The 19,403-nt window shown below is 64.3% G+C and carries 19 protein-coding genes; 8 read left to right on the forward strand and 11 right to left on the reverse strand.

Annotation, left to right across the window (positions count from 1 at the left end; genetic code table 11):
- Nucleotides 1-22 precede the first annotated feature (22 nt).
- Together ubiB and ubiE are read right to left on the reverse strand one after the other, a co-directional pair.
- Nucleotides 23-1,597, reverse strand: a complete 1,575-nt coding sequence (gene ubiB, locus ABIC03_RS33145; RefSeq protein ID WP_354064367.1) for a 2-polyprenylphenol 6-hydroxylase — start codon at nt 1,595-1,597, stop codon at nt 23-25.
- On the reverse strand, nt 1,594-2,355 hold the full coding sequence (gene ubiE / locus ABIC03_RS33150) for a bifunctional demethylmenaquinone methyltransferase/2-methoxy-6-polyprenyl-1,4-benzoquinol methylase UbiE (protein ID WP_354064369.1): 762 nt from the start codon (nt 2,353-2,355) through the stop codon (nt 1,594-1,596). Before ubiE ends, ubiB begins: the two co-directional genes overlap by 4 nt.
- Nucleotides 2,356-2,436: 81 nt before the next feature.
- Between ubiE and mutM the strand changes: the two genes are divergently transcribed.
- Nucleotides 2,437-3,318, forward strand: a complete 882-nt coding sequence (mutM, locus tag ABIC03_RS33155) for a bifunctional DNA-formamidopyrimidine glycosylase/DNA-(apurinic or apyrimidinic site) lyase (protein ID WP_354064371.1) — start codon at nt 2,437-2,439, stop codon at nt 3,316-3,318.
- A 272-nt stretch (nt 3,319-3,590) separates the two neighbouring features.
- Here mutM and ABIC03_RS33160 read toward each other — a convergent pair whose 3' ends face one another.
- On the reverse strand, nt 3,591-4,334 hold the full coding sequence (locus ABIC03_RS33160; RefSeq protein ID WP_354064373.1) for a nucleotide-binding protein: 744 nt from the start codon (nt 4,332-4,334) through the stop codon (nt 3,591-3,593).
- A gap of 241 nt (nt 4,335-4,575) precedes the next feature.
- Here ABIC03_RS33160 and ggt point away from each other — a divergent pair, with 241 nt between their 5' ends.
- The gene (gene ggt, locus ABIC03_RS33165; protein ID WP_354064375.1) at nt 4,576-6,255 is read left to right on the forward strand and encodes a gamma-glutamyltransferase; all 1,680 of its coding nucleotides are present in this window, start codon (nt 4,576-4,578) and stop codon (nt 6,253-6,255) included.
- A gap of 58 nt (nt 6,256-6,313) precedes the next feature.
- On the opposite strand, the gene ABIC03_RS33170 is transcribed toward ggt, so the two are convergent.
- A complete protein-coding gene (locus tag ABIC03_RS33170; protein WP_354064378.1) occupies nt 6,314-7,672 on the reverse strand; it encodes a peptidoglycan-binding protein in 1,359 nt (452 codons plus the stop codon).
- A gap of 234 nt (nt 7,673-7,906) precedes the next feature.
- Here ABIC03_RS33170 and ABIC03_RS33175 point away from each other — a divergent pair, with 234 nt between their 5' ends.
- On the forward strand, nt 7,907-8,722 hold the full coding sequence (locus ABIC03_RS33175) for a HesA/MoeB/ThiF family protein (RefSeq protein ID WP_354064380.1): 816 nt from the start codon (nt 7,907-7,909) through the stop codon (nt 8,720-8,722).
- On the opposite strand, the gene ABIC03_RS33180 is transcribed toward ABIC03_RS33175, so the two are convergent.
- A complete protein-coding gene (locus tag ABIC03_RS33180; RefSeq protein WP_354064382.1) occupies nt 8,719-9,726 on the reverse strand; it encodes an aldo/keto reductase in 1,008 nt (335 codons plus the stop codon). The two genes, ABIC03_RS33175 and ABIC03_RS33180, sit on opposite strands and share 4 nt — an antisense overlap.
- A gap of 115 nt (nt 9,727-9,841) precedes the next feature.
- Between ABIC03_RS33180 and ABIC03_RS33185 the strand changes: the two genes are divergently transcribed.
- Nucleotides 9,842-10,747 (forward strand): LysR family transcriptional regulator, encoded by a 906-nt coding sequence (locus ABIC03_RS33185; protein ID WP_354064384.1) that lies wholly within the window; start codon nt 9,842-9,844, stop codon nt 10,745-10,747.
- A gap of 12 nt (nt 10,748-10,759) precedes the next feature.
- Here the strand turns inward: ABIC03_RS33185 and ABIC03_RS33190 are convergent, their stop codons facing one another.
- Nucleotides 10,760-11,761 (reverse strand): 2-hydroxyacid dehydrogenase, encoded by a 1,002-nt coding sequence (locus ABIC03_RS33190; RefSeq protein ID WP_007598360.1) that lies wholly within the window; start codon nt 11,759-11,761, stop codon nt 10,760-10,762.
- A 327-nt stretch (nt 11,762-12,088) separates the two neighbouring features.
- Here ABIC03_RS33190 and ABIC03_RS33195 point away from each other — a divergent pair, with 327 nt between their 5' ends.
- Nucleotides 12,089-12,619 carry an SH3 domain-containing protein gene (locus tag ABIC03_RS33195; protein WP_211395128.1) on the forward strand — a complete coding sequence of 177 codons (531 nt, stop codon included), beginning with the start codon at nt 12,089-12,091 and terminating at the stop codon, nt 12,617-12,619.
- A 164-nt stretch (nt 12,620-12,783) separates the two neighbouring features.
- Here the strand turns inward: ABIC03_RS33195 and irrA are convergent, their stop codons facing one another.
- Nucleotides 12,784-13,275: an iron response transcriptional regulator IrrA gene (gene irrA, locus ABIC03_RS33200; protein ID WP_007598357.1), complete on the reverse strand. Its 492-nt coding sequence runs from the start codon at nt 13,273-13,275 to the stop codon at nt 12,784-12,786.
- Between the two features lie 355 nt (nt 13,276-13,630).
- On the opposite strand from irrA, the gene fabA reads away from it, so the two are divergent.
- The 3 genes from fabA (at nt 13,631) to fabI (ending at nt 16,349) form a co-directional block, all read left to right on the forward strand.
- Nucleotides 13,631-14,152, forward strand: a complete 522-nt coding sequence (gene fabA, locus ABIC03_RS33205) for a bifunctional 3-hydroxydecanoyl-ACP dehydratase/trans-2-decenoyl-ACP isomerase (RefSeq protein ID WP_007603915.1) — start codon at nt 13,631-13,633, stop codon at nt 14,150-14,152.
- Nucleotides 14,153-14,191: 39 nt separating this feature from the next.
- Complete coding sequence (gene fabB / locus ABIC03_RS33210; protein ID WP_354064387.1) at nt 14,192-15,415, forward strand: beta-ketoacyl-ACP synthase I; 1,224 nt, start codon at nt 14,192-14,194, stop codon at nt 15,413-15,415.
- Between the two features lie 133 nt (nt 15,416-15,548).
- Entirely contained in the window at nt 15,549-16,349 is an 801-nt protein-coding gene (gene fabI, locus ABIC03_RS33215) for an enoyl-ACP reductase FabI (RefSeq protein ID WP_275168790.1), read from the forward strand.
- On the opposite strand, the gene ABIC03_RS33220 is transcribed toward fabI, so the two are convergent.
- The 4 genes from ABIC03_RS33220 to ABIC03_RS33235 all read right to left on the reverse strand — a co-directional run bounded on the left by ABIC03_RS33220 (nt 16,346) and on the right by ABIC03_RS33235 (nt 19,381).
- Nucleotides 16,346-16,942 (reverse strand): glutathione S-transferase family protein, encoded by a 597-nt coding sequence (locus tag ABIC03_RS33220; protein ID WP_275168788.1) that lies wholly within the window; start codon nt 16,940-16,942, stop codon nt 16,346-16,348. The two genes, fabI and ABIC03_RS33220, sit on opposite strands and share 4 nt — an antisense overlap.
- A gap of 101 nt (nt 16,943-17,043) precedes the next feature.
- Nucleotides 17,044-17,856, reverse strand: a complete 813-nt coding sequence (locus ABIC03_RS33225; RefSeq protein WP_275168786.1) for a hypothetical protein — start codon at nt 17,854-17,856, stop codon at nt 17,044-17,046.
- A 126-nt stretch (nt 17,857-17,982) separates the two neighbouring features.
- Nucleotides 17,983-18,447, reverse strand: coding sequence for a GNAT family N-acetyltransferase (locus ABIC03_RS33230; RefSeq protein ID WP_275168784.1), 465 nt, complete (start codon nt 18,445-18,447; stop codon nt 17,983-17,985).
- 7 nt (nt 18,448-18,454) lie between these two features.
- A complete protein-coding gene (locus ABIC03_RS33235) occupies nt 18,455-19,381 on the reverse strand; it encodes a hydrogen peroxide-inducible genes activator (RefSeq protein ID WP_275168783.1) in 927 nt (308 codons plus the stop codon).
- Between the last annotated feature and the right edge of the window lie 22 nt (nt 19,382-19,403).

Consider the following 19,403-nt stretch of genomic DNA (forward strand, 5'->3'; position numbering starts at 1 on the left):
CACTTGCGTGATTGCAGTGCAATCACAGATTCCGGACGGCGATCAGGATGCCGATGAAGGTCGCGGCAATGATCCAGAGCGCCACGGTGCGCCAACGGTTCTTCCGGCCCTCGCTGCGGCCCATCGCCGCGATGCTCTCCGGCGACAGCCGGATGCCATCCCGCGTCATGGTCTCGAGCTGCTCGAGCACGGCAACCGAGCGCTCGGCGATGTCAGGCAGACGCATCAGGATGCGCGCGAGATCGCCGCCCCCCGCAATCGCGCCCTGGACCCGGCCGATCGGTCCGAGATTGCGCTCAATCCATTCCCGCACCACGGGGTCGGCGACCTTCCAGATGTCGAGCTTGGGATCGAAGCCGCGCGCCACGCCCTCGACCACCACCATGGTCTTCTGCAGCAGGATCAGCTCGGGCCGCGTGGTCATGTCGAACAGGCCGGTGACCTCGAGCAGCAGCGTCAGCAGCCGCGCCATCGAGATCTCTTCCGCCGTGCGGTTGTGAATGGGCTCGCCGATGGCGCGGATCGCTTGCGCGAAGTTCTCGACCGAGTGATGCGCGGGCACGTAACCCGCTTCGAAATGCACTTCCGCGACGCGGCGATAGTCGCGGGTGATGAAGCCGAGCAGGATTTCGGCGAGGAAGCGCCGCTCCTTCATTCCGAGCCGGCCCATGATGCCGAAATCAACCGCGACGAGGCGACCCGCGTCATCCAGGAACAGATTGCCCGGATGCATGTCGGCATGGAAGAAGCCGTCGCGCAGCGCGTGGCGCAGGAAGCTTTGAATCACCTTGCGGCCGAGATCGGGCAGGTCGACCTGCGACTCTGCCAGGCGCTTGTGATCGTTCAGCGCGATGCCGTCGATCCACTCCATCGTCAGCACGTTATGCGTGGTACGGTCCCAGTCGACGGTCGGCACGCGGAAATCCGGATCGTCGCGCGTGTTCTCCGCCATCTCCGACAGCGCCGCGGCCTCGAGGCGCAGGTCCATCTCCATCGCGACCGAACGCGACATGGTGTTGATAACCTCGATGAGGCGCAGGCGCCGCGCCTCGGACGAATAGGATTCGGCCTTGTGTGCGACGAAAAAGAAGTCGGAGAGGTCGCGGCGGAAGCGTGCGGCCACGTTGGGGCGCAGCACTTTCACGGCGACGGCCTTGCGGATGCCGTCGCGCACGACTTCGCCGCGATGCACCTGTGCGATCGAGGCGGCTGCGACCGGCGCACTAAGGCTCGCGAACACATCGGTCAGCGGCCGTTCCAGCGACGTCGCGATCGCAACTTCCGCTTCGGCTTGCGAGAACGGTGGCAGGCGGTCCTGAAGGCTTTCAAGGTCGCGCGCCATGAGGACGCCGACGACGTCGGGGCGGGTCGCCAGAAATTGTCCGAGTTTGAGATAGGCCGGGCCCATCCGGGTCAGCGCGCGCGACAGCCGCGGGCCATGCTTCGGACCGCGCCGTTCGATCAGGCGCGCAAGTTTCAGCGCGAGCTGTCCGTGCGGCGGGACCAGGCTCGGATCGACGGCGCCGAACACGCCCTCGCGCGCGAATACGAACGCGGCGCGCATCAGGCGCGCACTATGGGTTATGGCAGAGATCACAAACGCCAGCCCGAATGCAGTGCGACGATGCCGCCGGACAATATCTGCCAGTTCACGCGGGCGAAGCCGGCGTCGCGGATCATGTCGGCGAAGGCGTTGGGTCTTGGGAATTTGCGGATCGACTCGACCAGATATTGGTAGGACTCGGCGTCACCCGTGATCATGCGGCCGAGCGGCGGGATCACCTTGAACGAGAACAGGTCATAAAGGCGGTCGAGCCCGGGCATCTCGACGGTGGAGAATTCCAGACAGAGGAAGCGGCTGCCTGGCTTAAGCACGCGATACGCCTCGGCCAGCGCGAGATCGATCCGTGGCACGTTGCGAATGCCGAAAGCGATCGTATATGCGTCGAAGCTGCGATCGGCGAAGGCTAGCGCTTCGGCATTACCCTCGACGAAATCGACCCGGGCCTCGAGATGCCGCTTTGCGGCACGCTCGCGGCCCACCGCCAGCATCTCGGTGTTGATGTCGCAGACGGTGGCATGGAAGCCCGCTCCTGCGGCCTTGGCGGCGCGGAACGAGATGTCGCCGGTGCCGCCGGCAACGTCGAGCAGCGCGAACGGCCGGTCGCCTCGCGGCGGGTCGAGCGTGGTGATCATGATGTCCTTCCAGACCCGGTGCAGTCCGCCGGACATCAAATCGTTCATCAAATCATAGCGCGACGCCACGCTGTGAAACACATCGTTCACCAGCGTCTGCTTGTCGCCCAGGGGAACGTCCCTGAAGCCAAAATGCGTGGTTTCGCCCGGCCGATCCATTACTCTACTCCACGAGGCGGACCATAGCGCGCCCGCCGCAATGGCGCTATCACACCGCCCTGATAAGGTGAATGCCTGACCATGCCCGAATTGCCCGAAGTCGAGACCGTCCGCCGCGGCCTTCAGCCTGTCATGGAGGGTGCGAAAATCCTCGTCGCGGAGGCCCGCAGGCCGGATTTGCGCTTTCCCTTCCAGCCGGATTTCGTGGCCCGACTGAAGGGACAGGTCGTCACCGGGCTCGGGCGCCGTGCAAAATATCTCATGGCCGATCTCGCCTCCGGCGACGTGCTGTTGATGCATCTGGGCATGTCAGGCTCGTTTCGCGTCATCAAGCCCGGCAACGAGGCGGCGCCCGGCGAGTTTCACTATCCGCGAGCCAAGGACTCCACGCACGATCACGTGCTGTTTCGGATGTCCTCCGGCGCCGACATCATCTTCAACGATCCGCGCCGCTTCGGTTACATGAAAGTGATCGCGCGCAGTGCCCTTGACGAGGAGCCGCTGCTGCGCGGGCTCGGCCCCGAGCCGCTCGGCAACGAATTCGACGCCGCGATGCTGGCGCGGTCCTGCGCCGGCAAGACCACGAGCCTGAAAGCCGCGCTGCTCGATCAGCGCGTGGTCGCCGGGCTCGGCAATATCTATGTCTGCGAAGCCCTGCATCGCTCGCATCTGTCGCCGCGCCGGATCGCCGCGACGATGTCGACAAAAAAGGGCGAGACGACGGACCACGCAAAGCGATTGGTCGGCGCGATCCACACCGTGTTGAATGACGCGATCAAGGCCGGCGGATCGTCATTGCGCGACCACCGTCAGACCTCCGGCGAGCTCGGCTATTTCCAGCACTCGTTCAAGGTCTATGACCGCGAGGGCGAGAAATGCACCACGCCGCGATGCGGCGGCACGGTGAAGCGTTTTACGCAGAACGGCCGGTCGACCTTCTGGTGTCCGAAATGTCAGAAGTGAAAATCAGGCTCGTAACCGAGAGGCCGTGAGCTTCTGCGAGGGTGACGAGCCCACCACGATCGTCATTGCGAGCGCAGCGAAGCAAGCCAGAATCTTTCCGACGAAACAATCTGGATTGCTTCGTCGCAAGGGCTCCTCGCAATGACGGCACGATAGAGCGTTCTCACAAGCGCGAAGCGAAGCAATCCGGCCGGGCTGGTGGCCGGATTGCTTCGTCGCTAAGGCCCTTCCGGATGGCGAAGGGCCGGCTGCCGTCTGAGCGATTGCCCCGCTCAGGACGCCAGTGTCGTGGTCTCGTCGGCCGCAAGCTCGGCGGCGACGTGCAACATTCCGTCCGCGGCCGCGATGACCTGGTCGATCAAGACATTGGTGGTGGCGGCGAGCTCGAGCCGGGTCTCGATCCAATGCCAAAGGCCGCGGATCTCCTCGGTCGATTTGCCGTTCGGCGCGAACTCGCTGACCGCAAGGCCGCTTGCGAGCGAGTCCTGGTGGTCGTTGCGCATCACGATCAGGGGACGCGCGAGCACCTCGGCGAGATCGAGGGCTGCTTCCTCGGCGAGGGTGTTGGCGGCATTATCGATGCGCTGGCCGCGGATCGGCGTCTGGTTCAGCACGAAGCTGTAAGGCCGCTTCCAGGCGCGCGCGACGCTCAGCGTCGAAACGGTCGCCTCGATGTCGGCAGCGCTCGGGCGGGCGGGGATCAGGCAGAGGTCGCAATGGCGGATCGCGGCGGTGGTCGCGGCGCTGAGGCCGGCTGCGGTATCGACGATCGCGAGCTGGAGGCCGCTGTCGGCCAGCATCTTCAGGCGCGGCTCGATGTTGGCGGCGTGATAGATCGGCTCGACGACGAGATCATCTGTAGTGCGGCGGCGCTGCCAGTTGGACAGTGTGCCCTGCGGGTCGGTTTCGATCAGGCGGACGGTGAAGCCGGCCTGCTTGGCTGCCAGCGCGAGGCCGATGGCGAGCGTGCTCTTCCCGCTGCCACCCTTTTGGGTGGCCAGTACGATCGTGTGCATTGAAGATCAATCCTTTGGAGTGCTCGGGTCTCGGGACAACGCCACGCGAACGTGCATCGATCTCGATGCTGAGCTCTTCTCGCTCAGGACGTGCCGGCCCGATCCAAAGGGGATCGCGGAGGTCCGAATCAGCAGTAACGATGATGGCGGAATCGGGAATACCAGCGAATCCGTACCATTACTGGACCCGTACTTGTACGTGTGCTGTGCTTGCTGCCGTGAATAAATAAGGACAAGCGGCATGGGCGGAAACTGGCGCGACCGGACGGCGACGAATTTTGAATGCCAGAAGATGCCCGCGGTATCGAGCCGCGGCATGGTGGTCAGCAACCATCCACTGGCCTCGAGCGCCGGCGCGGAGATGCTGGCCGCCGGCGGCAACGCCATCGACGCCGCGATTGCGACCCTGTTCACGCTGACCGTGGTCGAGCCGATGATGGTCGGCATCATCGGCGGTGGCATGGCGCACATCCGGCTCGCCGACGGCAGCCATCGTTTCATCGACGGGCAGAGCACAGTGCCCGCGGCGGTGCTTGACACCAGCTACACCCCCACGCCGGGTTCCGCGCATGACGTGTTCGATACCGTCGGCAATGAAAATCACAACGGCCCAAAGGCGGTCGCTACACCGGGTTCGCTGAAAGCCTGGTGCGAGACGCTGCGCCGCTTCGGCACCATGAGCCTCGCCGACGTCATGCAGCCCGCGATCAAGCACGCCGCGCGCGGCTATGCAGCGACACCCTATCTGCACGAATGCATCACCGAGAGCGCCGCCGAGATGCGCAAGGACAAGCCGATCGCGGCGATCTATCTGCCAGACGGCGAGCCGCTCAAGGTCGGCGAGCGCGTGGTGCAGGCCGAATATGCCGAGACCTTGCGGCATATCGCCGACCACGGCGAGCAGGCGCTCTATGAGGGGCCGCTTGGCGACATCCTCGTCGACTACATGAAAAAGGCCGGCGGCTTCATCCGACGCAACGATCTCACCAGCTACAAGACCGTCGAACGGCAGCCGATCCGAGTCGATTACCGCGGCTGGACCATCTTTGGCCCGCCGCCGCCTGCGGCCTCCGGCGTGCATATCGCGCAGATGCTGAACATCCTGGAGGGTTACGACATCGGCAGCCTTGGCTTCGGCACGCCGGAAACGATCCACTATCTCGCCGAGGTCCTGAAGATCGCATTCGCCGATCGCGCCGCGGCCAGCGGCGATCCTGATTATGTCGGCGTCCCCGTGGAGCGGCTGACCTCAAAAGTTTATGCCGAGGAACGCAGCGCTGCGATCGATCCGGCGCGGGCGCAGAGCTGGGGCGCCGGCGTGTCGCAGCTTGAAGGCGCTCACACCACGCACATGACGGCGGCCGATGCGTTCGGCAACGTGGTTGCGACCACGCAGACCATCAACAATCTGTTCGGCGCCAAGATCATGATCCCGGGCCTCGGCGTCATCGCCAACAACTACATGAACCTGTTCGATCCGCGTCCAGGCCACGCCCTGTCGCTGGCGCCGGGCAAGCGGGTGACGACCTCGATGTCGCCGATGATGGCGCTGCGTGACGGCAAGCTGCGCTACGCGCTGGGCTTGCCCGGAGGAAAACGAATCTTCCCGAGCGCGATGCAGGCGCTGGTTAATCTGATCGACCACGGTATGAGCTTGCAGGAAGCAGTCGAGGCGCCGCGGGTCTGGACCGAGGGCAATGCACTCGAAGTCGAGCAGAAGGTGCCGGAGAGCGTGCGCGCGAAGCTCGAGAGCCTCGGCCACAAGGTGCAGCCTGTGGCGACAGTCGCCGGCGGCATGAACGGCATCGCCTTCCACGACGACGGAACCATGAGTGGCGCCGCTTGCTGGCGTGCGGACGGTACGCCAATCGGAATCTCGGGTGGTCTTGCGAAGGCCGGGATCAGGTTCAGGCTGAGCTAGGTCTCGTGCCCCAGACGCAGCGGCGCGGCATTACATGCCGCAGCCCCGGACAGGAGAGTTACTTCCGCACGCAGATCACGCGTACGACAGCGGCTTTCGCATCAGTCGAGGTGCCGTTCGCTGTGATGGCGTTCGCCTTCAGGAAATCACGTACGGTTTCCGCGGAGACCATCACCGCCTGCGACGCCGGTACCGACGTCGCGGGACCCGCAACCATCGTCGGCTTCAACAGTGCGATGCCGGCGAACTTGCCGTCGGCGTCGGTGGCGGCGCTGCCGGAAAATCCGACGGCCGGTGGCGGTGAGAGCGGGGAATCGCCGCCGCCGACAGATGCCAGCGCAGCCCTGAGGGTCGACACACCGGCCGCGCCGCCCTGGCTCTGCGGGTCGGCGATGCCGACGACATCGACACTCGTCTTTGCCGCGCCCCCGACGAGGCTGAGCGGCTTCAGGCCGCGGGCGCCGTAGATATGCAGCAGCGCGAGATCGTGTTCCCGGTCCTCGGCGAGGCGGTCGGCACCGCCGTAGCCGGCGACCGTGATCGCGAGACAGGAATCAGTGACGAGGCGGTCGGTGACGATCGCACCATCGTCGCTGACGACGAGTCCGGTGCCATATTCGACGGTCTTGCGCGGCGGCGGCCCGGCCTGTGGTCCCGACGGAAATGCATTGAACGCGCTCGACATCGCGATCACGACCGGCTCGACCGTGTTCTCGGTCGCCTGATCGTAGAGGATCGTCATGATGCGAACTTCATCACCCCGAGAAGTGCCGCGCACGTAAAATTTCTTCAGGCCCTGCAAACCCGACAGCACGAAGAAGTCAGGCTTCACCACGGTGTAGTCGACCTTGCGACCCGGCTCCTTCTTCTCCGCTTCGGCAAGCTTGGAGGTGGTCGGGTTCGTCTCCTTGCGGCGGCTGAGCAGAACCTGCACCGTGCCAGTGGGCGAGGTCCATTTCGAGCCGTTGGCGTCGGTCGCCTGCTGCGGCACCAGTTTTGAGGGAATGCCGAGCCGCGCGCCGCTGGTCATCTCCGTCACGATCTTCCAGCCGACGCTGTCCTGCTTTCGTCGCGCGGTCTCGGCGAGCGCGGCGCGTTCCTGCGGATTGAGCACGCCAGTCGGCTTGCCGCCCTTGGCCTTCTGATACTCCTTGATCGCCTCGACCAGGCGCGCGCTGACGTCGCCGGTGATGGCGCCGTTATATTGGTCGACCCAGGCGAGGTCGGACTGCAGCGACAGCCGCTCCGCCTGCGCCATGGCATCGGCCGTCGCAGCCGGCGTCTGCAGTGCAGGAGGCCGGATCGGAACGGTCTGGACCGTCTTCGGCTTGGTGCCGGGAATCTGCGGTGTCGTCATCTGGGCGTTCGCGCCTGTCGCAGCCGCAAACATCAGTGTTGCCGCAAGCATCGATCTCATGACAAATCCAGCCAGCCCATTGAACGCAATGCCATTGAAGCACATCTCGTTGGTCGCGAACAATGTTGCGGTGGTTCAGGCCGGCGATAGAGGCACAGACTCAGGCCCTCATCCTGAGGAGCGGCCTCAAGGCCGCGTCTCGAAGGATGGCTCCCGGCGATAGCAGGGCCTGCATGGTTCGAGACGCGCGTTCCGCGCTCCTCACCATGAGGGTTGAGAGGACGAAGGATAACGATGCTGAGCCCGGACGAACTCGAACGTTATGCCCGCCATATTGTGCTGCGCGATGTCGGTGGCCCCGGCCAGGCTGCGCTGAAGCGGGCCTCCGTGCTGGTGATCGGCGCCGGCGGGCTCGGCGCGCCGGCCCTGATGTATCTGGCTGCGGCAGGGATCGGCACGCTCGGCGTGGTCGATGACGATGTGGTGTCGCTATCGAACCTCCAGCGCCAGGTCATTCACACCACGCCCGATATCGGCCGGCACAAGGTCGAGAGCGCGGCCGAACGGATCACGGCGCTCAATCCGCATGTCCGCTTCGTCGGCCACGCCACCTGGCTCAATGCCGACAATGCGCTGTCGCTGATCGGCGACTATGACCTCGTGCTCGACGGCTCCGACAATTTCTCGACCCGCTATCTGGCCTCGGACGCCTGCTTCTTCGCCAAGAGACCGCTGATCACGGCGGCGCTCGGCACCTTCGATGGTTCGCTGACCACCATCCGCGCCCATGAGAAGAACGAGCAGGGCGAGTTCAATCCGACCTATCGCTGCCTGTTCCCGGAGGCGCCGCCGCCCGGGACCGTGCCGGCGTGCGCGGAAGCCGGCGTCATGGGCGCGCTCGCGGGCGTGATGGGCTCGATGATGGCGCTGGAGGCGATCCGCGAGATCGTCGGCTTTGGCGACGGCCTGGTTGGCCGCCTCCTGATGATCGATGCGCGCGCGATGCGCTTCGAGACGCTGCGTTACGCGCGCGATCCGGCGAATCCGCTCAATGGCGATGGGCCGGTCGTGACCGACTTGAGCGCCCATCGCCCTGATCGCAGCCGTTAAATTGTGGCCGGCTTCTCGCTGTCGAGATGCGCCATCTGCTCGGCCGCGTAACGCGTACCGGCGGCGACATCGGGCGGGAATGCCTTTGCCAGCACCGCGAGATGAGCCGGCGTCAGAGTGACCTTGGCCGCACCAAGTGCCTCGCTGAGCCGGTTGCGGGTGCGGGCGCCGACCAGCGGCACGATCTCTTTCCCTTGCGCCGCCACCCAGGCGATCGCGACCTGCGCCGGCGTCGCACCAATCTCGGCGGCGATAGCGCGCAGCTGCTCCACCAACGCGAGATTGGCATCGAGATTCGATCCCTGGAAGCGCGGCGTCATCAGCCGGTAGTCCTTGCCTGTCTTGCCGGCGTCTTTCGACCAGTGGCCGCTGATCAGGCCGCGCGCCAGCACGCCGTAAGCCGTGATGCCGATGCCGAGCTCGCGGCAGGTCTTCAGGATGTCGCGTTCGATGCCGCGCTCGATCAGCGAATATTCGATCTGGAGATCGGCGATCGGGTGCACGGCATGCGCGCGGCGGATGGTGTCGGAGCCAACCTCGGACAGGCCGATATGTTTGACGTAGCCGGCCTTCACGAGATCGGCGATTCCGCCGATGGTCTCCTCGATCGGGATGTTGGGATCGAGCCGCGCTGGACGGTAGATGTCGATGTAGTCGGTGCCGAGCCGCTGCAGCGAATAGGCGAGGAAGTTCCTCGTTGCGGCCGGCCTCGTGTCCATGCCGGTGAATTCGCCGGCAGGACCGCGCAGCGCGCCGAATTTCACGCTGATCTGCACTTTTTCGCGCGGCACGTCCTTGAGCGCTTCGCGCACCAGCATTTCATTGTGGCCCATGGCGTAGAAATCGCCGGTGTCGACCAGGGTGATGCCGGCATCCAGCGCCGCGTGGATCGTGGCGATGCTCTCGCCCCGATCGGCGGGGCCGTAGACCTCGGACATGCCCATGCACCCGAGACCGAGACCGGAGACGGTGGGACCGGTTGAACCGAGTTTGCGCTGTTCCATGGTGGCTCTCCTCGAAAAGGCGCTGACTGCGCCGCGTGACGAGGCCTGATATGCGCCTGATCGATTGCGCCGATAAGCTGGACAATCGAGAATGGCTTGTTCACATTAGCGAACAATGGCTGAACCCGACCTGCGTGATCTCGACGTCTTCGTGGCGGTTGCCTGCACCCGCAATTTCCGGCGCGCGGCGGTCGAAATTCGTGTGTCGGTGTCGAGCCTTAGCCAGCGGCTTCGGGATCTGGAGGAGCGCCTCGGCGTCCGCCTGATGAACCGCACCACCCGCAGCGTCGCCCTGACCGAGGCAGGCGAGCTGCTGCTGTCGCGCGTGGCGCCGGCGCTGCGCGATGTCGGTGACGCCCTGGATCAGGTCCGCGGCCTGCGCGAAGTGGCCTCGGGCCGGCTGCGCATCAACGCGCCGCCGCCCGCGGTCGATCTCGTGCTGGCGCCGATGATCGGGCCGTTCCTCAAGGACTATCCGCAGGTGGACCTCGACATTGTCTCCGAGAGCGGGTTCGTGGACATCGTCAGCGCGGGCTTCGATGCCGGCGTGCGTTATGGCGAGCATCTCGCGCAGGACATGGTCGCGATCTCGCTGAGCGGCCCGCAGAGCTATGTCGTGGTCGCTTCGCCCGATTACCTCGCGCGCCGCGGCAAGCCTGAGCATCCGAAGGATCTGCTCGACCACGATTGCATCCGCGCCAGATACTCCAGCGGTGTCATGCATGATCTGGAGTTCGAGAAGGCCGGTCAGTTGGTGAAGGTCAATCCGCCTGCAAAGCTGATCTCGACCAACATGGGTCTTTCCATGCGCGCTGCGCTCGACGGTGCCGGTATCTGGGCGACGCTTGATGGTTATGTCGGCGAAGCCCTGAAGTCAGGCGCGCTGGTCAGCCTGCTCCAGGATTGGTGCGAGCCGTTTTCCGGACCGTTCCTGTATTATCCAAGCCGGCGCCAGACGCCGCCGGCGTTGCGGGCCTTCATCGATTTCGTCGCCGACAGGCGCAAGCGCGAAACGCGCTGAGACACCGAACTCTCAGAGCATGCTCGGCAGCACGCGATCCGGTGGCTTGTGCGCGTCGAGGAAGGTGCGGATGTTGATGATCACCTTCTCGCCCATCTCGACGCGGCCCTCGATCGTGGCCGAGCCCATATGCGGCAGCAGCGTCACCTTGCCGGCCTTGGCGAGCCGCACCAGCTTCGGGTTCACCGCGGGCTCGTGCTCGTAGACATCGAGGCCGGCGCCGCCGATCTCGCCGCCTTCGATCAGCTTGATCAGCGTGTCCTCGTCGGTGACCCCGCCGCGCGCGGTGTTGACGATGTAGGCGTCCTTGCGGATCAGCTTCAGCCGGCGCGCCGACAGCAGATGGTAGGTCGCCGGCGTGTGCGGACAGTTCACGGAGATGATGTCCATCCGCGCCAGCATCTGGTCGAGGCTTTCCCAATAGGTCGCGCCCAGCTCTTCCGCGATCTTCGGCGCCACCGGCCGGCGGTTGTGATAGTGGATCTGCAAGCCGAAGGCGCGGGCGCGGCGTGCGACCGCCTGGCCGATGCGGCCCATGCCGATGATGCCGAGGCGCTTTCCGCCGATGCGATGACCGAGCATCCAGGTCGGCGACCAGCCCGGCCAGGGTTTTCCTTCCGTCAGGATCGAGGCGCCTTCGATCATCCGCCTGGGCACGGCGAGGATCAGCGCCATGGTCATGTCGGCGGTGTCTTCGGTCAGAACTTTCGGCGTGTTGGTGACGGTGATGCCGCGGGCATGCGCGGCCTCGACATCGATGTTGTCGACGCCGTTGCCGAAATTCGCGATCAGTTTCAGCCTGCAGTCGGGCTGATTGACGATGTCGGCGGAGATGTGATCGGTCACGGTCGGAACCAGCACGTCCGCGGTGCGGGCGGCTTCCGCGATCTGCTCGGGCGACATCGGCGCGTCGTCGAGATTGATCCGCGCGTCGAACAGCTCGCGCATCCGGGTCTCGATCGAGTCCGGAAGCTTGCGCGTCACCACGACGAGGGGCTTTTTCTTCACCGACATTTCCTGCCCTCATGAGGCGTTGCGAGCCGCCTCTGTCGCCAAAGGCCGGCCGTTGAGGCCTCATTAACCCGGTTGTTCGACACTGCGCTTGCCGTGTCGTCCCCCGGCGTTTCCTTCAAGCTCTCCCGACATTTCCGGCCGGAAAATCGGGACAAACCGGTTGTTCAGATGTCCGTCCTCTCTAGCAGAAGGCCGGGCCAAGACAAGAACCACGGGTAAAGGGCTCGGGAACACCGGCGTGGGGCGGGCCAGGGGCGACAGCGGCCTGGTTTTGGAATTTTGGGGTGAGGGCCCGGCTCGGTCGGACCTTCGACAGGAGACGGGTTGATGGCGTTGGGGCGTTTTTGTTCGGTGATGGCGCTCGTTTGCACCTGGTTGAGCGCTTCGGTCAGTCCCGGGCATTCGGCAAAGGACAGCACACCCCAGACGGCCTCGGGCCTCCCGGTGCCGCGCTACGTCAGCCTGAAATCGGATCACGTCAACGTCCGCGCCGGCCCGACCAAGGACAATGACGTCGCCTGGGTCTACACCCGCTCCGGCCTGCCGGTCGAAATCACCGCCGAGTTCGAGAACTGGCGCCGGGTCCGCGATTCCGAGGGCGCCGAGGGCTGGGTCTATCACTCGCTGCTGTCGGGCCGCCGTACCGCTGTCGTCACCATGAAGCACAAGGACGACCTCGCGCCGATCTACGATCGCGCCGATCCCGACAGCGCGGTTGCGGCCAGGCTCCAGGCCGGCGTCGTCACACAGGTGAAGAAGTGCACCGCAAACTGGTGTCACGTCCTCGGCAACGGCTTTGACGGCTGGATCCAGCAGGAGCGCCTCTGGGGCGTCTACTCGGACGAGCAGGTGAACTGATCTGGTTGTCGTCCCGGCGAAGGCCGGGACCCATAACCACAGGCAGTAGTTTGAGGAAGACTGGTGGTTACACAGTCGTCCCGCGGTACAGATAGCTGTGTCTACCGATAAATCACGCGGTATGGGTGTCCCGGCCTTCGCCGGGACGACGCGAGATTCGAAGCTCAGCGCTTCTTGCGCAGCCGTACGACCATGTCGATGCGGGCGATCTCGTAACCCGCAGGCACCTCCGGCATCTTGGACAGCGCCAGATGCGGATCCTCGATGTCGACCAGCTCGTGGCTGTTCTCGAGATAGTAGTGATGGTGGGTCGTGACGTTGGTGTCGAAATAGGTCTTGGTGCCGTCGACGCTGACCTGACGCAGCAGACCGGCGTCGGTGAGCTGGTTCAGCGTGTTGTAGACGGTCGCCAGCGAGACCGGCACCTTGGCCAGCGTCGCTTCTTCGTAGAGCATTTCGGCCGTGAGGTGACGTGCACCCTTGCCGAACAGGAGCCAGCCGAGCGCCATGCGCTGGCGCGTCGGGCGAAGCCCTGCGGACTGGAGCATTTCGTTGACGTCGTGCCACGGGCAACCGGTCAAAGCCGGCTGGCGGCCGGACATAAGAGCCGCCGCGTGGGCCTCGTCGTCGCGATGGGGCGCGTTATTTTCGTTCATTTCCAGCTTCGGGCACGCGTGAACACTGTGGTTCTCAAACATATATGGAGAGATAGATGCAGATGCAAGTTTCTCGCAACTAGAGTGGTTCTAATTAGCGCGGGAACCGGCTTGGCGGCCCGTCATTTTACCTTCATGAGAGCGCTTTGCTACCCGAAATGGCCTGTGTTAGAGAGCCCGCGGTTCCGCTTAACCGATTTTGGCGCGACCCGGCATTGAAGGCCGCTCGCTATCCATTCGGGGCCCTTCGGTATTCTCGTCTGACAATGGCAGCAGATGTTGCTTTTCGAACAGGATGGGGCCCATTTTCGCCGGAAACGCCGCTCAATCGGGGTTAGAACACAAAGGCTTCCGCATGCTGAACAGGCGCAACGGTTACGAATATGAAGATCTGCTGGCATGTGCCCGCGGCGAGATGTTCGGCCCTGGCAATGCGCAATTGCCGCTGCCGCCGATGCTGATGTTCGACCGCATTACGGACATCAGCGAGACCGGCGGTGAATTCGGCAAGGGGGTGGTGCGCGCCGAGCTCGACGTGAAGCCCGACCTCTGGTTTTTCGGCTGCCACTTCAAGAACGATCCGGTGATGCCCGGCTGCCTCGGGCTCGATGCGCTGTGGCAAATGGTCGGCTTTTATCTGGGCTGGAGCGGCGGGGAAGGTCGCGGTCGCGCGCTTGGCCTGAATGAGCTGAAGTTCAGCGGCCAGGTGCTGCCGGAGGCCCGCAAGGTTGTGTACAACATCGATATCAAGCGCGTGATGCGTTCAAAGCTAGTGCTCGGTATCGCCGACGGATGGCTTTCGGTCGATGACCAGATTATCTATCGCGCGAAGGATCTGAAGGTCGGCCTGTTCAAGCAGGGCACGAGCCTGGGCTGAGCGCATCACCACGAAGACAACGATTGAGGCGAGGCTGTCATGAGGCGGGTTGTGGTCACCGGGATGGGCATTGTCTCCTCCATCGGAAACAACACCCAGGAAGTGCTTGCGAGCCTTCACGAGGCGAAGTCGGGCATTTCGCGGGCTGAGAAATATGCCGAGCTCGGCTTCCGTTCGCAGGTGCAAGGTGCGCCGACGCTCGATCCTTCGACGATGGTCGACCGCCGCGCAATGCGTTTCCTCGGTCAGGGCGCGGCGTGGAATCACGTCGCGATGGAACAGGCGATCCAGGATTCCGGTCTTTCGCCTGACGAAATTTCCAATATTCGCACCGGCATCATCATGGGCTCCGGCGGTCCGTCCGCGCGCACCATCGTCGAGGCCGCCGACATCACCCGCACCAAGGGACCGAAGCGCGTCGGACCGTTCGCAGTGCCGAAGGCGATGTCCTCCACGGCCTCCGCAACGCTTGCGACCTGGTTCAAGATCAAGGGCGTGAACTATTCGATCTCGTCGGCCTGCGCCACCTCGAACCATTGCGTCGGCAACGCCTATGAGACGATCCAGATCGGCAAGCAGGACGTCATCTTCGCCGGCGGCTGCGAGGAGCTGGACTGGTCGCTGTCGGTGCTGTTCGACGCCATGGGCGCGATGTCCTCGAAGTACAACGACACGCCGGCCACGGCCTCGCGTCCCTACGACGTCAACCGCGACGGCTTCGTGATTGCCGGCGGCGCCGGCGTGCTGGTGCTGGAAGAGCTCGAGCATGCCAAGGCGCGCGGCGCGCGCATTTACGGCGAGATCGTCGGCTACGGCGCGACGTCCGACGGTTACGACATGGTCGCACCATCAGGCGAGGGCGCCGAGCGCTGCATGCGCATGGCGATGTCGACCGTGAAGACCAAGGTGGACTACATCAATCCGCACGCGACATCGACGCCGGCCGGCGATCCGCCGGAGATCGACGCGCTCCGCAGGGTGTTCGGAAGCGGCGAGAAGTGCCCGCCGATCTCGGCGACCAAGGCGCTGACCGGTCACTCCCTGGGCGCAACCGGCGTGCAGGAAGCGATCTATTCGCTGCTGATGATGAACAATGGTTTCATCTGCGAGAGCGCCCACATCCAGGAGCTCGACCCCGTGTTCGCCGACATGCCGATCGTGCGCAAGCGCATCGACAACGTCAAGATCGGCACCGTGCTGTCGAACTCCTTCGGCTTCGGCGGCACCAACGCCACGCTGGTGTTCAGCCGGCTGGACGTGTGACGTTACTGTCGTCGACGGATAGTTAGTCATGGCCGGGCTTGTCCCGGCCATCCACGTCTTTGCTACTGGTTCGGAAGAGCGTGGATGCCCGGGACAAGCCCGGGCATGACGGAGAGCGGAGGGTAATTGCGAGATGGAAGGTTTAATGAAAGGCAAGCGCGGTCTGATCATGGGCATCGCCAATGATCATTCGATCGCCTGGGGCATGGCGAAGACGCTGCATGCCCACGGCGCCGAGCTCGCCTTCACCTTCCAGGGCGAGGCTCTCGGCAAGCGTGTCAAGCCGCTGGCCGAGCAGCTTGGCGTCGACATGGTGCTGCCATGCGACGTCGAGGACATCGCCAGCGTCGACGCTACGTTCACGGCCTTGCGCGAAAACTGGGGCCGGCTGGATTTCGTGATCCATGCGATCGGCTTCGCCGACAAGAATGAGCTCAAGGGCCGTTACGCCGACACCAGCCGCGAGAATTTTTCGCGCACTATGGTGATCTCCTGCTTTTCCTTCACGGAAGTGGCAAAACGCGGCGCTGAGCTGATGACGGAGGGCGGCAGCATGATCACGCTGACCTTCGGCGCCTCGGAACGCGCGATGCCGAACTACAACGTGATGGGCGTGGCCAAGGCGGCGCTGGAAGCCTCGGTGCGCTATCTTGCGTCCGATTTCGGGCCGCGCGGCATCCGCGTCAACGCGATCTCCGCCGGTCCCATCCGCACGCTCGCCGGCTCCGGCATCGGCGAGGCGCGCGCGATGTTCGCCTTCATGCAGAAACATTCGCCGCTTCGCCGCGGCGTCACGCTCGACGAGCTCGGCGGCTCGGCGCTGTATCTGTTATCGGATCTCTCCGGCGGCGTGACCGGCGAGATCCACTATGTCGATTCCGGCTACAACATCGTCCTGATGCCGAGGCCGGATGATTTGAAGTCGGAAGACTAACCCGCTGCGATCTTCTCCGCGCGCTGGAACGCCGGCCGCGCCATGCAGCGGGCGAGATAGGCGTCGAAGGCCGGGCGCGACGGCACCATCTTGAACAGGCGCACCGCGAAGTTCAGGCCCGAGCCGATCGTGATGTCGGCGGCCGAAAACTCCTCGCCGAGAATCCACGGTCCCTTGGCGAGCGCGGCTTCCAGCACGTCGAAGACCTGCGTCGCGCTGCCCCAGGCCGCGGTCGAGGTCGGGATCTCGATCTTGGTGAAGATCTGGATGATGGCGGGTTCGATGCAGCCCGGCGAGAAGAACAGCCATTGCAGGTAACGCGCACGGCGCGGGTCGGTCACGGCTGGCGCCAGCCTGGTCTCGGGATAGCGGTCGGCAATGTAGGCGCAGATGGCGGCGGATTCGCCGAGCGCGGCATCGCCGTCGGTCAGCGCCGGAACCTTGCCCATCGGATTGACCTTCAGATAGTCCGGCGCTTTCTGCGCACCGGTCGAAATGTCGGTCAGCATGCGCTCATAGGGCAGACCGCTTTCTTCCATCAGCCAGAGCGTCGTGAACGAGCGCGAGCGGGGCGACCAGTAGAGCTTGATCATGGGAGCGGACCTTTCAGCGACGGGAGGCGAACAGCGCGCAATTCATGGCGCGTTTGCCGCGCATTCGCAACGCACTACGCTCAGGTACAGAATGCTCCGGCTCAGTCTTCCTTGAGATAGCCGGGCAGACCCCGGTCGAGCCTGTCTGCGACGAGTGTTCGTGTCCTCTCGCGCAACGCGGCGTTGGCCGAAGCTGCCGCGGGCGGGTCGGGGAACATTGAGTTGTCGAGTTTGGTCAGCGGGTCTTCGGTCAGTCGCATACTTGCGGCGAAGTTCGCGCCGAAATTCACAAAGGGGCGCTTGATTTCCTCATAGCTTCTGCCGTCGATCAGGTTGATCGAGATGTTGGCGAACAAATGCGAATGCCGGATCAGATTTCCGAGCCCCTGATTGAACGTGCCGATGCCGTTTAACATCAGGCGGGTGCCCGGAAGTTCTCCCTTGTACGTGGTCGCAACCAGATAGCGATCGCAGCTCCCGTTCGGAGTGATGCCGCGCACGATCGCTGGCAGACGTTCGTTAGGATCGGGAATGAATCGCGATTTCGGATTGTAAAAGGGTTCGAAGGTTCCCTTGGGGTAGGCGATCCTGCGAATACCGGGATCGCCACCCGTTGCGGCTTTAACCCGCGCAAACACGAGATCGTCGAGACCCCAGTCGATGGGAACTTCGGTCTCCTCGTTCTCGAAAATGGTCAGCCCGAATTTTTGGACGGAATAGCGCTCGCCGATCACCGAGATCACGCCAAGCCGGCACGGGCCGCTCTCGAGCGCGACCGGCTGCTTCGCCACCGGTTTGGCTTTCGCGGGCTTCTTGGCAGCTGGTTTTGCCGGTGCGGCCGCTGCGGGAGATGCGGTGGTTGCGGAAGGAGTTTGCGCTGCTGCCGGAGCCAGAAAGGACAGCAGGACGAGCACTGAGGCAGCAAATCGAAACATGGATTCCAGGGGATTAGCGGCAGGGGATCAGCGACAGGAGGTCATCGGACGCGCCACATTAGGTTGCGATCGTGACAACCGCAAGCTGCAGCCGGGGATCTCTGCCTATCCGGTACGTCCCTGCCGCCGCCACCGATAATACTTCATCACAAACCCGTTCGACGGCTCGATCTCTTGCTTCTCGAACACAAAGCCTTCGCGCTCGTACCAGCGCCAGGCCTTTTCATTCTCGCGGACGCAGCGCAGATATATCTCGTCGGGCATTTGTGTGCGCGTGAAGGCGAGCAATTGGCGGCCGAGCGATTGGCCCTGATAGCCGGGCGCGACGAACAGCATGTCGAGATAGAGTTTTGGCAAATGCAGCGCCAGCATAGCGGCGATCGTGCCGCTGTCGTCGGCGACGAACAGGCTCCAGCCGTCCTCGATCTCGCGCCGGACGCGTGCACGCAGGTTTGCCAGCAGGAACTCGCTCGCCTCGCCGAGCCCGGTCGAGACCCAGCTCTCCATCCAGACACGGCCGATCTCGTCGTATTCGTCCGCGCGGGCCGGGCGGATGGTGGGATGCGACATCGAGGCCTCAGGTCGGCTTGCTGCGCACGGATGGGCGTGCGCGCACCTTGCCCGCCGACAGGCACACCACCTCGGAGATTTGCAGCAGCTGCCGCGCCAGTGGGCTGGTCTTGCGCCAGACCATGCCGATGGTGCGCGACGGCTGCGGGTCGCGGAAGCGCGCGAGCGAGACCGAGGCCGATCGCGTCTCCACCGACACCGCCATCTCCGGGATCAAGGTGACGCCGATGCCGGCGCTGACCATCTGGACCAAGGTCGACAGCGAATTGGCATCCAGCATCTCGCGCGGCGGTGCCGATTGCATGTTGCAGAATGACAGTGCCTGATCGCGGAAGCAGTGCCCTTCCTCGAGCAGCAACAGCCGCATCTCGCGCATCATCTCCCGCGATGGGGCCGGCGTGCCCTCATCCGCGCTCGGCCGCACCAGCAGGAATTTTTCCTCGAACAGGGCGACCTCGGTGAGCGAGGGCTCGGACACCGGCAACGCAACGATGGCGGTATCGAGCCGGCCTTCCACCAGTTCCTGGATCAGCCGCGGCGTCATCGTCTCGCGCACGCGGATGTCGAGCTCCGGATGCATGCGCGTCAGGTTCTTGGTGATCGTCGGCAGCAGATAGGGCGCGATCGTCGGAATCATGCCGATGCGCAGCCGTCCGGAGAATCGGTCCTGCGAGGCGCGGGCGAAATCGCCAAGCTCGTCGACCGAGCGCAAAATGTCGCGGACGCGCTGCGCGAGCTCCTCGCCAAATCGGGTCAACGCCACCTGCCGGGCGCTGCGCTCCAGCAGCAGACCGCCGAGCGCCTCCTCCAGCTCCTTGATCTGCATCGACAGGGCAGGCTGCGAGATCGAGCAAGACTCAGCCGCGCGCCCGAAATGATTGTGACGCGCCAGGGCGTCGAAGTACCGGAGCTGGCGCAGGGTGAGGTTTAGCATCAGAAAATCTTATCGCTGCGAT

The organism is Bradyrhizobium sp. RT6a (assembly GCF_040547675.1).
Classification (GTDB): Bacteria; Pseudomonadota; Alphaproteobacteria; order Rhizobiales; family Xanthobacteraceae; genus Bradyrhizobium.

What these genes read in the sequence shown, in the direction of transcription:
- ABIC03_RS33190 (WP_007598360.1), bottom strand. Translation starts at nt 11,761, where the DNA reads ATGTCGGTGAAGAAAAAGCCCCTCGTCGTGGTGACGCGCAAGCTTCCG.
- ubiE (WP_354064369.1), bottom strand. Translation starts at nt 2,355, where the DNA reads ATGGATCGGCCGGGCGAAACCACGCATTTTGGCTTCAGGGACGTTCCC.
- mutM (WP_354064371.1), top strand. Translation starts at nt 2,437, where the DNA reads ATGCCCGAATTGCCCGAAGTCGAGACCGTCCGCCGCGGCCTTCAGCCT.
- irrA (WP_007598357.1), bottom strand. Translation starts at nt 13,275, where the DNA reads ATGAACGAAAATAACGCGCCCCATCGCGACGACGAGGCCCACGCGGCG.
- ABIC03_RS33170 (WP_354064378.1), bottom strand. Translation starts at nt 7,672, where the DNA reads ATGAGATCGATGCTTGCGGCAACACTGATGTTTGCGGCTGCGACAGGC.
- ABIC03_RS33185 (WP_354064384.1), top strand. Translation starts at nt 9,842, where the DNA reads ATGGCTGAACCCGACCTGCGTGATCTCGACGTCTTCGTGGCGGTTGCC.
- ggt (WP_354064375.1), top strand. Translation starts at nt 4,576, where the DNA reads ATGGGCGGAAACTGGCGCGACCGGACGGCGACGAATTTTGAATGCCAG.
- ABIC03_RS33160 (WP_354064373.1), bottom strand. Translation starts at nt 4,334, where the DNA reads ATGCACACGATCGTACTGGCCACCCAAAAGGGTGGCAGCGGGAAGAGC.
- ABIC03_RS33195 (WP_211395128.1), top strand. Translation starts at nt 12,089, where the DNA reads ATGGCGTTGGGGCGTTTTTGTTCGGTGATGGCGCTCGTTTGCACCTGG.
- fabI (WP_275168790.1), top strand. Translation starts at nt 15,549, where the DNA reads ATGGAAGGTTTAATGAAAGGCAAGCGCGGTCTGATCATGGGCATCGCC.
- fabA (WP_007603915.1), top strand. Translation starts at nt 13,631, where the DNA reads ATGCTGAACAGGCGCAACGGTTACGAATATGAAGATCTGCTGGCATGT.
- ABIC03_RS33235 (WP_275168783.1), bottom strand. Translation starts at nt 19,381, where the DNA reads ATGCTAAACCTCACCCTGCGCCAGCTCCGGTACTTCGACGCCCTGGCG.
- ABIC03_RS33180 (WP_354064382.1), bottom strand. Translation starts at nt 9,726, where the DNA reads ATGGAACAGCGCAAACTCGGTTCAACCGGTCCCACCGTCTCCGGTCTC.
- fabB (WP_354064387.1), top strand. Translation starts at nt 14,192, where the DNA reads ATGAGGCGGGTTGTGGTCACCGGGATGGGCATTGTCTCCTCCATCGGA.
- ABIC03_RS33230 (WP_275168784.1), bottom strand. Translation starts at nt 18,447, where the DNA reads ATGTCGCATCCCACCATCCGCCCGGCCCGCGCGGACGAATACGACGAG.
- ABIC03_RS33220 (WP_275168788.1), bottom strand. Translation starts at nt 16,942, where the DNA reads ATGATCAAGCTCTACTGGTCGCCCCGCTCGCGCTCGTTCACGACGCTC.
- ABIC03_RS33175 (WP_354064380.1), top strand. Translation starts at nt 7,907, where the DNA reads ATGCTGAGCCCGGACGAACTCGAACGTTATGCCCGCCATATTGTGCTG.